The sequence below is a fragment of the Nocardia sp. NPDC050718 genome, from assembly GCF_040654235.1.
In the GTDB taxonomy this organism is placed as follows: domain Bacteria; phylum Actinomycetota; class Actinomycetes; order Mycobacteriales; family Mycobacteriaceae; genus Nocardia.
This window is the reverse complement of the sequence record NZ_JBFAHQ010000004.1, coordinates 132,198-145,059: the sequence shown is the minus strand read 5'-3', so window position 1 is coordinate 145,059 and position 12,862 is coordinate 132,198. Positions and strand designations below refer to the sequence as shown.

The following is a 12,862-nucleotide window of genomic DNA, read 5'->3' as shown; positions in this document are numbered from 1 at the left end:
CGTTCCGCTCGATGGTCAGCGAACAGGCGACGGTGGTCGGATCCGGGTCGCCGAGACCACCTCCCGCTCCCCCAGCGGCAAACCCGACTACCGCTGGGCGAGCGACTACGTGGCGGGGCGCGCCGCCGACCACGCGGCGGACTGAGCTAGTTGGGCGTGTCGGCGACCTCGATGTCGAACTTCGTGTTGTCGCCCTCGACCGAGGTGACCGTCACCTTCACGTCGTAGGTGGCGCCTTGCTCGGTGAGCGTGCAGGTCATCGTCGCGCCCTTCTCGGCCTTCAGGTCCTCGGGGCAGGTGACCTGGTCCGGGGTCTCGCCCACCTGGTTCGCGAGCTGGGTGCTGATCTGCTCGGCCACCGCCTCCTTGTCGACGGTGGCGGTGCCGACCGACACCGAACATCCGGCGGATACCGCTGCCGCCGTCAGCAGTGCCGCGAGGACGGCGGGAACAGTGCGCAGTGCCCTCATGATCGAACCTCACTAGTGCCGAGGGAAAAGCAGGTTAGCTGCAAAGTTACTCTCAGATCCCCCGTCCGGGAGGGAATTCGGGGGCGACGTTGTCGAACTGTGCAATGTCGCGGCACGGGCCGGAAAATCACTCCGCAGTCCTATTCGATGTCATACCGCGGGATTACGAGAGGTGAGAATTCCGCCGATAACTTCGGGATCATGACGACGTCCTCCCTGGTTCCCGCATCATCTCCCTCGTCACCGCGGCGCGGCGCCGACGGTGACTACGCCCGGCTGCTGCGCCGCATTTCCGAGGCCGGGCTGATGCGCCGTCGGCCCGGCTACTACGCCGTCCGGCTCGGCCTCGTGGGGACCGCGTTCGTCGGCGGGTGGGCGGCGTTCTTTCTTGTCGGTGAATCCTGGTGGACCCTGCTGGTCGCCGCCTTCCTGGCCGTGACCTTCGCACAGATCGCCTTGGTCATGCACGATGTCGCCCATCGCCAGGTCTTCCGGCTGCGGCAGCCGACGGAAGTGATGGGCCGCATCGTCGGCAATGCCGGCATCGGCCTCGGCTACGGCTGGTGGCAGGACAAGCACACCCGTCATCACGCCAATCCCAACCACGAGGAACTCGATCCCGATGTCGCGCCAGACATTCTGGTCTGGTCACAACAGCAGGCGAGGTCCAGCCGCGGTCTGCCCCGCCTCATCGGCCGGGCGCAGGCATTCCTGTTCTTTCCGCTGCTCCTGCTGGAGGGCTTGAATCTTCACGTGGCGGGCGTCCGCGCGCTCAGTAATCGATCGATGAAACACCGCGCGGTCGAGGGCGCGCTGCTGTTCGGCCATTTCGCCGCGTACGCGACCGCGGTCTTCGCGGTGCTGCCCGCCGACAAAGCCATCGCCTTCATCGCCGTGCACCAGGGGCTGTTCGGTCTGTACATGGGCTGCATTTTCGCCCCGAACCACAAGGGCATGCCGACCCTGACCGGCGACGACCGTCCCGACTTTCTCCGTCGTCAGGTCCTGACCTCCCGCAACGTGCGTGGTGGCCTCGTGACCGACCTCGCGCTCGGCGGGCTCAACTATCAGATCGAGCATCACCTGTTCCCGAGTATGCCGACCCCGAATCTGGGTCGCGCCCAGGTGATCGTCCGGGACTACTGCGCGGAGATCGGCGTCCCGTACCACGAGACCGGGCTGGTCGCGTCCTACCGGGAGGCGCTCGTCCACCTGCATCGCGTCGGCGCGCCCCTGCGCGAACCCGACCGTCAGCCGAAGTAGCCCGCGTAGTCGCGGTACGGCACCTGGCCGGTGGGGCTCGCCTTGATCGCCTCGGCCACCTGCGGCGGGATCGGGGCCCAGTAGGCGGGCATCCCGGCCGCCAGCGTGGGGTTCAGAATGTAGATCAGGGCGAAGTTCACGATCCACAGCGGCGGCGCCATGGACATGCCGACCTCGGCGCTGACACCGCCCTTCGTGTTGGTCACCAGCTGCGCGGCGCCCGACATCTGCTGTGCCGCAAATCCATACGCGGCCTGGACCGTGTAGGCCGAGCGGTAGAGCGCGGTCAGGCTGTGGAGCGCGCCGTTGTCCCGCAACCAGTTGCCGACGAAACCGCCGGGCGCGATGAGGGTGTTGACCTGCCGGGTCGGTGCGTCGGCGTTGGCCGGGCTCTCCAGCGATCCGCTGGGATTCACGTACAGTCCGTAGCTGCCCAGCACCGAGGTCACGCGCTGCCCGCCGACCTCGGAGTAGACGGGGCGGCCCACCGTATTGGTGAGGATCTCGACGCAGGCGACGATTACCGCGGCAGCGTCGAGGTTCCCGCCGACGCCGCCGCCGGACGTGAGGTCGAGATACTGCTGCTCGCTCAGCGCGTCGGCCCGGTTGAGACCGATCTGGCCCGCGATCGTGTCGGCCCACTCCTGACCGAGTGGCTGATTGAGCTGTTCCGGACTCGTCAGCTGCGTCGGTGCGACGTGTTCGTAAGCGGGCGCTCCGGAGAACGGAATCGAGAAGCCGGTACCGTCGCCGTTTGCCACCGGTTGGCCGGAGACCGTCTGAGTCCCCGCGACCGCGAGGAGGCACGCACCGATCATTGCCACTATCAAGTGGAACCCGTGCCCGACAGCCGACCGCCGCGCCGGGCCCGCCCACGATGTGCTGCGCATTTCTACCCCTCAGACAGTGTCGAACGAGGTGAAACCAGCTTCCTGGTCAGTCAAAGCCGTGGTCGCCACCGTGTCAACCCCGAGGCCGTCGCTCCCGGCTCGATGGTGCCGAGAAGTTGCCGTCACCCGGGTTCTGCGGTGACCGGGGCGTCGGCGATATTCCGTTGCCGACGTCGCACCGCCGCCGCTAGGGTCCATCCCATGTGTGGCACCGCGATGATGAAGCCCTGGTCGTTCCGCTGACGGCGGCGACCGGACCTTTCTGACCCCCTTTCTTCCGCCGCCGTCCGAGCAGTCCTGCCGGGCGGTGTTTCCTGTGCCCTGCCCGGCTCCTTCCTCGAACGACGGAGCCCTCCATGTCGAATTCCCCCGCGCCACGCCGCGGATCCGCCGACGACCTGCCCGCGGGCGCGAGCGCGCACCTCAGGGCGATCGATGTCCATCACACTCTCGGTGATCGTGCGGTCCTGACCGATACCTCGATTACCGTGGCCGCCCGGTCGCGGCTGGCGATCGTCGGCGAGAACGGCCGCGGCAAATCCACCCTCCTGCACATCCTGGCCGGGCTGATCCGGTCCGACACCGGATCCGTCACCCGGGTGGGCACCCTCGGGATCGCCCGCCAGTCCATTCCCTGCCGAGCCGGGGAGACCGTCGGCACGCTGGTCGCGGAGACGATCGGCCCCGCGTTGCGGGCGCTGCGTGCCCTCGACGCGGCGACTCTCGCCCTCACCGAGGGTGTGCCGGGCGCCGATGACGCCTACGCCGACGCGCTCGACGCCGCCACCCGGCTCGACGCCTGGGACGCCGAACGCCGCGTCGATATCGCCCTGGCCGCCCTCGGCGCGTGCACCGATCGGGACCGCGCGCTCGCAACGATGTCGGTGGGCCAACGCGCGCGCGTCCGGTTGGCCTGTCTACTCGGCGCGGCGCCGGACATCATGCTGCTCGACGAGCCGACGAACCACCTCGATCGTGCCGGTCTCGAGTTCCTCACCGAACGGCTGCGCACCCATCCGGGTGGGGTGGCCGTGGTGAGCCACGACCGGGTGCTGCTCCGCGATGTCGGCACGGAGTTCCTCGACCTCGACCCCAGCCTCGACGGCCGACCGCGGCTGTTCAGCGGCGGCCACGCGGGCTGGCAGGACGGCAGGAATCGGGCACGGGCGCACTGGGAGCAGGAGTACGCCGACCAGACGGCCGAGCACGCGCGCCTGCGCGAGGCGGTCGCCGAGGCCCGTGATCGGCTCAGCACCGGGTGGCGCCCGGAGAAGGGACACGGCAGGCACGAGCGCCAGTCCCGGGCGCCCGGGCTGGTCCAGGCCCTCGCCGCCACCGGGCTGCTCGAGCGGCGAGCACGGCACACTCCGGTGGGCAGACTCTCGCAGGGGCAGCAGCGCCGACTCCAGCTCGCCGTGCACCTCGCCGCCCGCCCGGAACTGCTGCTGTGCGACGAGCCGACCAATCACCTCTCGGCCACGCTCGTCGACGACCTGACCGCCGCCCTCATCGGCACGGGCGCGGCGGTGGTGATCGCGACCCACGACCGGCAGCTCCGCGCCGACCTGGCCGACTGGCCACGCCTGGAGCTCACCCCGGCGCTGGTCGCCGGCTAGCGCGGGCCGTCAGCGGCGAGTGGTCAGGTGTGGGCGGCGCCGTCGATCCGGATCTCGGTGCCACTGATGAAGCGGCCGTCGTCGGAAACGAGCATGGCGATCACGCCGGCGACATTCTCCGGACCGGCCAGTTCCTCCGGGTTGTCCTGCGGGACAACGGCGATCAGGCGGCTGAACAGCGACCAGTCGGAGTCCTGCGGGAGGTAGCCGGGCGTGGCGTCGGTGATGCCCGACTTGATGCCGCCGGGGGCCACGCTGACCGCGCGCAGGCCCTGCTTGCCGTACTCGAGGGCCAGCACGTGGGTGAGGGATTGGACGCCGCCCTTGCTCGCGGAGTACGCGGCCATGTACGGATGCGCGAACGTCGCCGAGGTGGAGCTGAAGTTGACGATGGTGCTGCTGGGGTTGGCGAGCAGGGCGGGCAGGGCCTCGCGGGTCACCAGGAACGTGCCGGTGAGGTTGATGTTGATGATCTGATTCCACAGATCCAGGGACGTCTCGTGGGTATGCGCGGCGCGGAGCACGCCCGCGGCGTTGACGAGAGCGTCCAGCCCACCGAGGGTCTCGACGGCGCTCGCGACACCGGCGACGACGTCGGACTCGTCGCCGATGTTCATCGCGAGGGCGGTGAATCGGGTGTCGGTGCCCGCTTCGGCAGCGCGCTTGCCCGTCATCTGCAGGCCCTCGGCATTGACATCGGCACCGACGACGACCGCACCCTCGGACAACAGGCGGAGCACGGTGGCCTGGCCGATGCCGGATCCCGCTCCGGTAACCAGGATGCGGCGCTGTTCGAGACGGTTCATGAGATCTCTTCCTCGTCGTTCAGGGTGTTTCTGGCACAATATGCCATAAATGACACGACGTGCAAGGAAGTCGTTGATGCTGGGTATAGTGCGCCGGTGACCAGGCAACGGAACCAGGCAGCGACCGCACCGGGGCGGCCTGCGCTCAACGAGATCCGCCGTGCGGCCACCCGGCGCGAGGTGGCCATGGTCGCGGCCCATCTCTTCGCCGAGAACGGCTACGCCGCGACGACCGTCGAGGACATCGCCGCGTCGGCGGGGATGGGGTTGCGGACCTTCTACCGGTACTTCTCCGGCAAGGAGGACGTCGTCGCCCCGCTGCTGGCCATCGGCACCCAGGCCTGGGCCGACGAGCTGGCCGCGTGCCCGCCCGAGTTGTCGCTGCGTGAGGCGCTGAGCCGCTCCTACCGCGCCGCCACCACCGCGGCCCTGGTCGACGCCGACGTCGCCGACAAGCTCCTGCACCCGCTGCTGCGTGCCGCCACCGAACTCCCCGCCCTGCGGGCGACCTGGCTGCGCGTCCAGCAGGACTGCGAAGCCAGTCTGATCCCCATCATCGCGGCCCGCACCGGCCGGTCCCCCGACGATTTGGACGTCGCGCTCGCCGCCGCCATGGCCAATACGGCCGTGCGCCTCGGCACCGAACGGTGGGCCGCCGAAGCGGAGCCCGGCTCGGCCGCCGACGTCGTCGACACCTGCCTGGCCCGCCTCGCCGCCCACGCACTCCTGTAGCGGCGGGTCGCTCAGGTGAGCGCTTCGTCGGCGAGGGCGCGGGCCGCCTCGTCGGGCGCGTAGCTCGCCAGGGCGACGACGACGCTCCTGATCCCGGCCCGTGTGGAGCGCGGCAACTGCGCGTGACGGGCCACGTCGAGCTCGTTGGCCATCGTCAGCACGGCGAAGTCATGCAGTTCAGCGCCCTGGACCAGCCGGAAGCCTCCGGTGAATCGGTCGGCTACCGCCAGCGGCTGTCGCCCTAGATCGCGGTAGGTCCGCTCGCGGTCGCACCCACCGTAGAGATACACCAGGGCCTCCGCGTCGTGCCCGATCACGTCCGCGAGGCGCCCTCGATCGATGGTCGACAGGAGGGCGGTCGCGAATCCGTCCGTGCCGTAGGACGCGTGGCAGATCGCGGCCAATCGGGTTCGCGGCGCGGCGTCCCACTCGACCACGAGGTCGTGCACTCGATGCAAGTGTGCGTACAGTGCACCACCGGGGTGGTCGATCTTCTCGGCGCCGAGGGCGCGCTGCAGGTCGAACGCGTCCCGCACCACCCCGGCGGCAGCGTCCCAGCGGGCGGCGTGCCGTGCGACGATGCGCGCGAGCTCGGTGGGGGCGTCCCGAGCGACGAGATGACCGGCATCCGGCACCCAGGAGACCGGGACATCGCGATCGGCGAGAAAACGGTCTACTTCCGCGTCGGTCAGCGGCGACCGGCCGCCGCGCACGAGCAGGAGGGGCACGTCCGATCCGACGGCTGTCGCGTGCAGCGCGGACCCCGCCGCGAGGCTGTCGTCCACGAGCTCGGCGTGCCGATCGCGAAGCCCGATCTCGCCGAGCCAGGCACGCACCCGATCCGGATCGGATCTCGGAACCACGTCCACCAGCACCAGCCCGGCCACCCGACGCGCGATATCCGGTTCGCCGAGAGCGGCGATGGCCGCGAGCCCGCCGACCGAGGCACCCACCACGACGACCGGCTGCGGCTCGCGCCGCACCATCTCGGCCACATCCTCAGCGAGCACGCGAAGATCTACCGCCTCCCCCGTGCTCTCACCATGACCACGCAGATCGAATGCCACCGCCCGGAAACCGGCCGCGGCGACCCGCGACGCGACCGGACCCCACACACCGCGGTGCTCACCCCCAGCATGGAGAAGCAGCACCGTCGGGCCCGCGCCGGTCACGGTTCCTCGCAGGAGGGCCCCATCCCGGGTGAAGCTCACGTCGGTCATGGGAGATCCGATCGCTCGATGTCACCGCTGACACCGGACAGCCTCGGATCGCCCTTGCGCACAGCAGAATCAGCCGCATACATCGATGCTCCTCGCCGACCTCGGGAATGACGGGGTTCCGTCACGGACGTCGGGTCGACACCCACCCGCATACTCCGTCCCGAACGGTTCGGAGCAGGGGACGAGTTGCCGCCCTGTGCCCACGACAATCATCAGCGACACACCACCAACGGGTCAATCCTGTTGTCCAGGTATCGCCTTCGCCGATAGCGCGCCACACCCCGCGCCGTTCATACCCGGCGCATGGTGGCGTCGTAGGCCGCCTCGGCCATGTCCGGACGGTCCGGGTCGGGCAACCACGAACCGGTGATCGTGGCACCGTCGGCGCTGATGGTTCCGGTGTAGGTCATTCCGAGACCGGCATGCACGAGAGTGTCACCCTCACGGCGCCACCGGTAGTTCAGCGGTGCGCCGGAACCCGAATACACGTGCGCGGCGAATCCGGAGGCGGCCTCGTCCGGCCAGATCAACTCCAGGCTGCGGATCTCCGTGTCCCCGATCCGCATCCTGCCGTCGAGCTGTAGGAGCCCGCCGTCCAGGATGCGTGTCGCGGTGAGCTCCCCGGTGATGTCGTCGTGGTCGGACTTGTGGGTGCGCCCGGTGAGTTCCCAGGAGCCGAGCAGTACATCGAGATCATTGGCGGTCATGTGCTTCCTCCCTCGGGTGGGTCGTCCGGCCTTTGCCGGTCTTCTCATTCGTAGGTCGAACGGGAGCCGGGGAGATCGACATGCCTGCCGGCCGAGATGGGGGCCTGCTCACCAGGGCACTGGTCCCGCGTCGTCGAAGAACCCGCCGGTCGGTCCGTCGTCGGGCAGGGTCGCGAGGTGAATCGCGATCGCCGCGCCCTGCCGGGGTGTGCGGACGCCACGGAAATCGGTGAGGTCGGTGGCGGTGAAACCGGGGCAGGCGGAGTTGATCAGGATCTTGGTGTCGCTCAGCTCCTTCCCGTATTGGATCGTGACGGCGTTCAGAAAGGTCTTCGACGCCAGGTACGCCACGGGAATCGGGCCCATGTCGATGCCGGGCGTGGTGTGCAGGGCGAGTGAACCCGCGCTGCTGGACATGTTGACGATGCGCGGTGACGCCGAGCCGCGCAGCAGGGGCAGCATCGCGTTGGTGACCCGGACGACGCCGATCACGTTGGTCTCCACCACAGCTCGCACCGTCGCGGGATCGACCGTGGTGGGAGTCTGCGGCAGAGCACCGCCGATCGCGGCATTGTTGACCAGCACGTCGAGCCCGCCGGCCTGATCGGCGATCAGCTCGGCCGCGGCCGCGACACTCGCGTCGTCGGCCACGTCGAGCGGGACGGCGAACGCGTCGGTCCCCGCCGCACACAACTTCTCCACCGCGGCCTCGCGGCGTTGCCGATCCCTCGCGCCCACCCCGACCCGCCAGCCGAGGGCGCCAAGGCCCGCCGCGATCTCGTATCCGATTCCTTTGTTCGCGCCGGTCACCAGCGCGATCGTGGGTTCACTCATGCCGTTGATCATGTTGCGGGCCCAGGTGTCGCGTCCAAGACCGACTGGGTGGCCGCCGATACCGCACGGGTATCGATCGTGGTGAACGCCCGGATACGATCACCCGGTGGAGACGCGGGAGTTGCGATACTTCGTCGCGGTGGCCGAGGAATTGCACTTCGGGCGGGCGGCGCAACGGCTCGCGATGGCGCAACCGCCGCTGTCGCGGGCGATCCAGCAGCTCGAACGACGGCTCGGAGTCGTCCTGCTGCACCGTAGTTCGCGCGCGATCACCTTGACCGAGGCCGGGGCGGTACTGCTGCGGGAGGCCCGGCTCGCGCTCGACGCGGTCGACGCCGCCGAGCGCCGCACCCGCCGCGCCGCCGCCGAGCTGCCCGGTGTCGTGCTCGCCACCAAGGCGGGAGCCGCCAGCGAACTGTTGTCGAAGCTGCTGGACGCCTACGCTGCCGAGCCCGGCGCTGTCGCCGTCGAGGTGATGCTGTGTGGCCCCGGCGAACCGGAAAGACTGCTACGCAACGGAAGTGCCGACGTCGCGCTGCTCCACCGGCCCTACGACACGACGACCGGATTCGACACCGAGGACCTGTACACCGAACCACAGATCGTGGTCCTGCCCGCCGGACACCCCCTCGCCCACCGACCCCACCTCTCGATGAGCGAAATCAGCGCCCTGACCGACCTGCCCCTGCCGCGCTGGCCCCGGCGAGACGGCAGCTACCCGGACGGCCCCGGCCCGCAGGTTCGCGACCACACCCAATTGGCCCAGCTGATCACCCTCGGACGGGCCTGCGCGGTCGTCCCCGAGTCGCTCCGCGCCCAACTCCGCGCCGACCACGCCACCGTGCCGGTGCTGGACGCGCCGACCGTCACGACCGTCATCGCCTGGCCACCGCACAGCACATCCCGAGCCGTCGCCGACCTCGTCCGTACGGCGACACGCCTCTAGCCTCCGCCCCCGCTGTTGATCGGCGCCCGGGGCGGTGAGCAGCGAGTGACTGTGCAGCGGATCCGCCACGGGTCGGCTGAGGGCGGCCCGCCGACGCACGATCAGCCCGAGGACTCGGGAAGTGACCTGTCCGGCCGGCGATCCGGTGGAGTCGGCGGGATCTCCGGCGTGCGGTGCTCAGTGCCGCCGGACGGGCTCGACAGCTGGAGGAACCGGGCCAGTTGCCATTCATAGCTCTGCGACGAACCGCGGATGGCGAGTCCGATGTCTTTCCGCACGACCTCATAGAAGCCGCGGCGCGCTTGACTTGCCTCTTCGACTGCCCGCGCCCAGGGGACATCGGAGATCCTGCCGGTTGCTATCAACTGGAGACGGAACCCGCTCTCGTGCCACCTGCGGCCTGCGACGACCGCGTCCTCGCTTCCCAACATCAGCACCGACTCCCACATCATCGTTCGCGCTTCCTCCGCGGCGGCGAGGGCGACCAGCCCTTCGTCGAGGGGAAGTTTGTCGATATCGGGGTGCATCCCCTGGTGCGCGGCGATCCGGACCGAGAGACCGATCGCCTTCTTCACCGCGTAGGCGTACTCGGTGTAGGCGGTGAGTCTCTTCTCATCCCATCGGATCGCCTGAGCTCGGCGCCACCGTGCTCGCTCGGCGGCCGAGGTCGACAAGTAGGTTGCCGCGACTCCGAGCAGCACGCCGATCAGGGCGGGCAGCTGCTGTACCAACGATGTCATCTCGAACCATCCCGACGGCGATGATGCGTGGTCGGTGGCGCATGTCCGTTCTCTCCCACGCGATTGGGTCAGCCTGCCCGATGAATTCTCCCAGTACGCAACATCTTTGGATAGAGTCACGACCTCGCGCGGGCGGCGCGAGCGGCGCGCCGAGAGAGGGTGGCGAAGGCGTCGCGGAGTTCGTCGGGTCCGACGACTTCGATCTCGGTGTCGAATCGGGCCAGGGTCGCGGCGAGCGCGGCCCAGGACCAGGAACCCGTCAGGAGCCTGGTGCGCGCGGAGCCGAGTTCCTCGACGGTGCCGTCGCCGGCGAACGGTGCCACCCGGGCGGCAGGCAAGTCGAGAATGACCTCGCCGCGACACGGCCAGATGTTCGCGGTGCCGGACCCTTTGAACCGCGCGGACAGGAAGGCGGCGATGTCGCCACCCGGCACCTCGCGTGGGGTGAAGCGGGGGCCGTTGGGGATCCGCAACACCATCCGGTCGGCGCGGTAGGTCCGCCACTCCTGCCGCTCGGGATCCCAGCCGATCAGATACCAGCGACCGCCGCGGGCCACGAGGTGGTGTGGTTGCACCCGCCGCGCCGGCGGCGACTCCGCGGGTGTCGCCGCCGCGGACCGGTAGTCGAACCGGACCTCCTCCGCGGCGCGCACCGCGGCGCTCAGGGCGAGCAGCACAGTGGGGTCGACCTGCGGATCTGTTCCGCGGCCTGCCGATTCGACCGCGGTCATTTCGAGCGCGTCGACACGGTGACGCAGGCGCGCGGGCAGGACCTGCCGCACGGTCGTCAGCGCACGGGCGGCGGCCTCTTCGATCTCCGCGCCTGTTCCGACCGCGACCCGCAGCGCCACCGCGAGCGCGACCACCTGGTCGTCGTCGAACAGCAGCGGCGGCATGGCACTCCCCGCCGCGAGCCGGTAACCACCGTCGGGGCCCTTCGCCGCGTGAATCGGGTAGCCGAGTTCACGCAGCCGCTCGACGTCGCGCCGCACCGTGCGTTCACTCACGGCCAGCCGCTCGGCCAGCACCGCACCCGGCCAGTCGCGGTGAACCTGCAACAGGGACAACAGCGCGAGCAGACGACGAGAGGTCACGGTCGAGGACGCGATCGGCATGCTGACCAGACTGCCACGAATAGCGGACGTTCCCTGTCCGGTACTGCTGACACGGTGGGCTTGTCGCCGGAACCTCCGGCGACCAAACCACTTCCGAAGGGACCGCTCACCATGTCGGTAAACACTGTCGCGCACTTGAACTTCCACGGTCAGGCCCGTGCCGCCCTGGAGTTCTACCAGTCGGTGTTCGGCGGACAGCTCACCGTCGCCACCTACGGCGACTTCGGGATGCCCGCGGCGCTGCCCGATGCCGCCAAGGTGGTCTTCGGTCAGATCGTCGCCGACACCGGGTTCCGGGTCATGGCCTACGACGTGCCGGGCACGGACGCGCCGGTCGCCCTCGACCAGCCGACCACCCGCCGGGAGAACGGCACGACCCTGACCACCGAGCCGTTCTTCCTGTCCGTCCGCGGCGACACCGTCGAGGAGGTCGGCGCGCTGTGGGAACGCCTCGCCGACGGAGCGAGCGTCATCGAGGACTTCGGCCCGGCACAGTGGGCGCCCGGGTTCGGGATGCTGCGCGATCGCTTCGGCGTGACCTGGATCCTCGACGTCGCCACCGAGTACGCCCAGGCCTGACGCCCGTTCCCGGGGTGCGGCCAGCTCGGTCGCACCCCGGTGGGATGGTCTGTTATCACAGCGTCCCGAGGTCGTTCTCGCCCTGGTGATCGTCGAAGCGCGCACGTGCCTGCTGGACCGCGGGCAGGGTGTCGGTGGTCCAGAGCAGCAGTGCGTCGATGAGCCCCTGCAGGGTCCGGCCGATCGGCGAGATCCGGTACTCGACAGCGATGGGCCGGGTGTGGGTGATCACTCGATCGACCATGCCGTTGCGTTCGAGACGACGCAGCGCCGAGGTGAGCGATTTCTGTGTCACCTCCGGGATCGCCCGGCGGAGCTCGTTGAACCGCAACGGCTGATCACACAGCGCCTCCATGATCTGCAACGACCATTTGTCGAGCATCTGGTCGAGCAATTCACGGTGCTGCGCGGTGAGCTGAGCGGCCTCGTCGGTTTCCTGCATGACACCTAGTCTCGTTGAAGTGCCCTTCGAATACCACGTATACAAGGGATACCTAGTCGATCCGCGAAGGGAACCACCGTGCCCGTACAGCTCATCACCCCGCCGAAGATGTTCGGTCCCGTTCCGTACCACCATGTTTCGATCAGCACCGGAACCCGCCACATCCACGTCGCCGGTCAGATCGCCCGCGACGCCGACGGCAACCCGGTCGCCCCCGGTGACCTCGCGGGCCAGCTCGCCCACGCCCTGCGCAACACCGCCCGCGGCCTGGCCGGAGCGGGCGCCACCTTCGCCGACGTCGTCCGTCTCAGGTTCTTCGTCACCGACTGGACTCCCGACAAATACGCAGCCTTCCTCGACGGCATCACCCAGGTCGCCACCGAACTCGCCCTCCCCGATCCCCTCCCCCCGGTGTCCGCCATCGGTGTCGACTACCTCTTCGAACCGGACGTCCTCGTCGAGGTGGAGGCCTACGCCGTCCTCGACTGACGCACGCCTACAC

The 12,862-nt window shown here is 69.3% G+C and carries 15 protein-coding genes; 6 read left to right on the top strand and 9 right to left on the bottom strand.

Annotated elements, in window-relative coordinates; genetic code table 11:
• Positions 1-146 precede the first annotated feature (146 nt).
• The gene (locus AB0H54_RS19665; RefSeq protein ID WP_357346750.1) at positions 147-470 is read right to left on the bottom strand and encodes a DUF4333 domain-containing protein; all 324 of its coding nucleotides are present in this window, start codon (positions 468-470) and stop codon (positions 147-149) included.
• 201 nt (positions 471-671) lie between these two features.
• Here AB0H54_RS19665 and AB0H54_RS19660 point away from each other — a divergent pair, with 201 nt between their 5' ends.
• The gene (locus AB0H54_RS19660; protein WP_357346749.1) at positions 672-1,733 is read left to right on the top strand and encodes an acyl-CoA desaturase; all 1,062 of its coding nucleotides are present in this window, start codon (positions 672-674) and stop codon (positions 1,731-1,733) included.
• On the opposite strand, the gene AB0H54_RS19655 is transcribed toward AB0H54_RS19660, so the two are convergent.
• Positions 1,721-2,623: a hypothetical protein gene (locus AB0H54_RS19655; RefSeq protein ID WP_357346748.1), complete on the bottom strand. Its 903-nt coding sequence runs from the start codon at positions 2,621-2,623 to the stop codon at positions 1,721-1,723. The two genes, AB0H54_RS19660 and AB0H54_RS19655, sit on opposite strands and share 13 nt — an antisense overlap.
• A gap of 356 nt (positions 2,624-2,979) precedes the next feature.
• Between AB0H54_RS19655 and AB0H54_RS19650 the strand changes: the two genes are divergently transcribed.
• A complete protein-coding gene (locus AB0H54_RS19650) occupies positions 2,980-4,239 on the top strand; it encodes an ATP-binding cassette domain-containing protein (RefSeq protein WP_357346747.1) in 1,260 nt (419 codons plus the stop codon).
• Positions 4,240-4,262: 23 nt separating this feature from the next.
• On the opposite strand, the gene AB0H54_RS19645 is transcribed toward AB0H54_RS19650, so the two are convergent.
• Positions 4,263-5,045, bottom strand: coding sequence for an SDR family oxidoreductase (locus tag AB0H54_RS19645; RefSeq protein WP_357346746.1), 783 nt, complete (start codon positions 5,043-5,045; stop codon positions 4,263-4,265).
• Between the two features lie 96 nt (positions 5,046-5,141).
• Here AB0H54_RS19645 and AB0H54_RS19640 point away from each other — a divergent pair, with 96 nt between their 5' ends.
• Positions 5,142-5,777 (top strand): TetR family transcriptional regulator, encoded by a 636-nt coding sequence (locus tag AB0H54_RS19640; protein WP_355272550.1) that lies wholly within the window; start codon positions 5,142-5,144, stop codon positions 5,775-5,777.
• An 11-nt stretch (positions 5,778-5,788) separates the two neighbouring features.
• Here AB0H54_RS19640 and AB0H54_RS19635 read toward each other — a convergent pair whose 3' ends face one another.
• The 3 genes from AB0H54_RS19635 to AB0H54_RS19625 all read right to left on the bottom strand — a co-directional run bounded on the left by AB0H54_RS19635 (position 5,789) and on the right by AB0H54_RS19625 (position 8,538).
• On the bottom strand, positions 5,789-6,997 hold the full coding sequence (locus AB0H54_RS19635; protein WP_357346745.1) for an alpha/beta fold hydrolase: 1,209 nt from the start codon (positions 6,995-6,997) through the stop codon (positions 5,789-5,791).
• 290 nt (positions 6,998-7,287) lie between these two features.
• Entirely contained in the window at positions 7,288-7,704 is a 417-nt protein-coding gene (locus AB0H54_RS19630) for a hypothetical protein (RefSeq protein WP_357346744.1), read from the bottom strand.
• A gap of 108 nt (positions 7,705-7,812) precedes the next feature.
• Positions 7,813-8,538 (bottom strand): SDR family NAD(P)-dependent oxidoreductase, encoded by a 726-nt coding sequence (locus tag AB0H54_RS19625; protein ID WP_357346743.1) that lies wholly within the window; start codon positions 8,536-8,538, stop codon positions 7,813-7,815.
• 106 nt (positions 8,539-8,644) lie between these two features.
• On the opposite strand from AB0H54_RS19625, the gene AB0H54_RS19620 reads away from it, so the two are divergent.
• Positions 8,645-9,484, top strand: a complete 840-nt coding sequence (locus AB0H54_RS19620) for a LysR family transcriptional regulator (RefSeq protein ID WP_357346742.1) — start codon at positions 8,645-8,647, stop codon at positions 9,482-9,484.
• Between the two features lie 101 nt (positions 9,485-9,585).
• On the opposite strand, the gene AB0H54_RS19615 is transcribed toward AB0H54_RS19620, so the two are convergent.
• Positions 9,586-10,215, bottom strand: a complete 630-nt coding sequence (locus AB0H54_RS19615; RefSeq protein ID WP_357346741.1) for a hypothetical protein — start codon at positions 10,213-10,215, stop codon at positions 9,586-9,588.
• Positions 10,216-10,340: 125 nt separating this feature from the next.
• Complete coding sequence (locus tag AB0H54_RS19610) at positions 10,341-11,339, bottom strand: WYL domain-containing protein (RefSeq protein ID WP_357346740.1); 999 nt, start codon at positions 11,337-11,339, stop codon at positions 10,341-10,343.
• A gap of 111 nt (positions 11,340-11,450) precedes the next feature.
• On the opposite strand from AB0H54_RS19610, the gene AB0H54_RS19605 reads away from it, so the two are divergent.
• Positions 11,451-11,918 carry a VOC family protein gene (locus AB0H54_RS19605; RefSeq protein WP_357346739.1) on the top strand — a complete coding sequence of 156 codons (468 nt, stop codon included), beginning with the start codon at positions 11,451-11,453 and terminating at the stop codon, positions 11,916-11,918.
• Positions 11,919-11,973: 55 nt separating this feature from the next.
• On the opposite strand, the gene AB0H54_RS19600 is transcribed toward AB0H54_RS19605, so the two are convergent.
• Positions 11,974-12,360: a helix-turn-helix domain-containing protein gene (locus tag AB0H54_RS19600; RefSeq protein WP_357346738.1), complete on the bottom strand. Its 387-nt coding sequence runs from the start codon at positions 12,358-12,360 to the stop codon at positions 11,974-11,976.
• 108 nt (positions 12,361-12,468) lie between these two features.
• Between AB0H54_RS19600 and AB0H54_RS19595 the strand changes: the two genes are divergently transcribed.
• Entirely contained in the window at positions 12,469-12,849 is a 381-nt protein-coding gene (locus AB0H54_RS19595) for a Rid family hydrolase (protein WP_357347534.1), read from the top strand.
• The last annotated feature ends 13 nt before the right edge of the window (positions 12,850-12,862 follow it).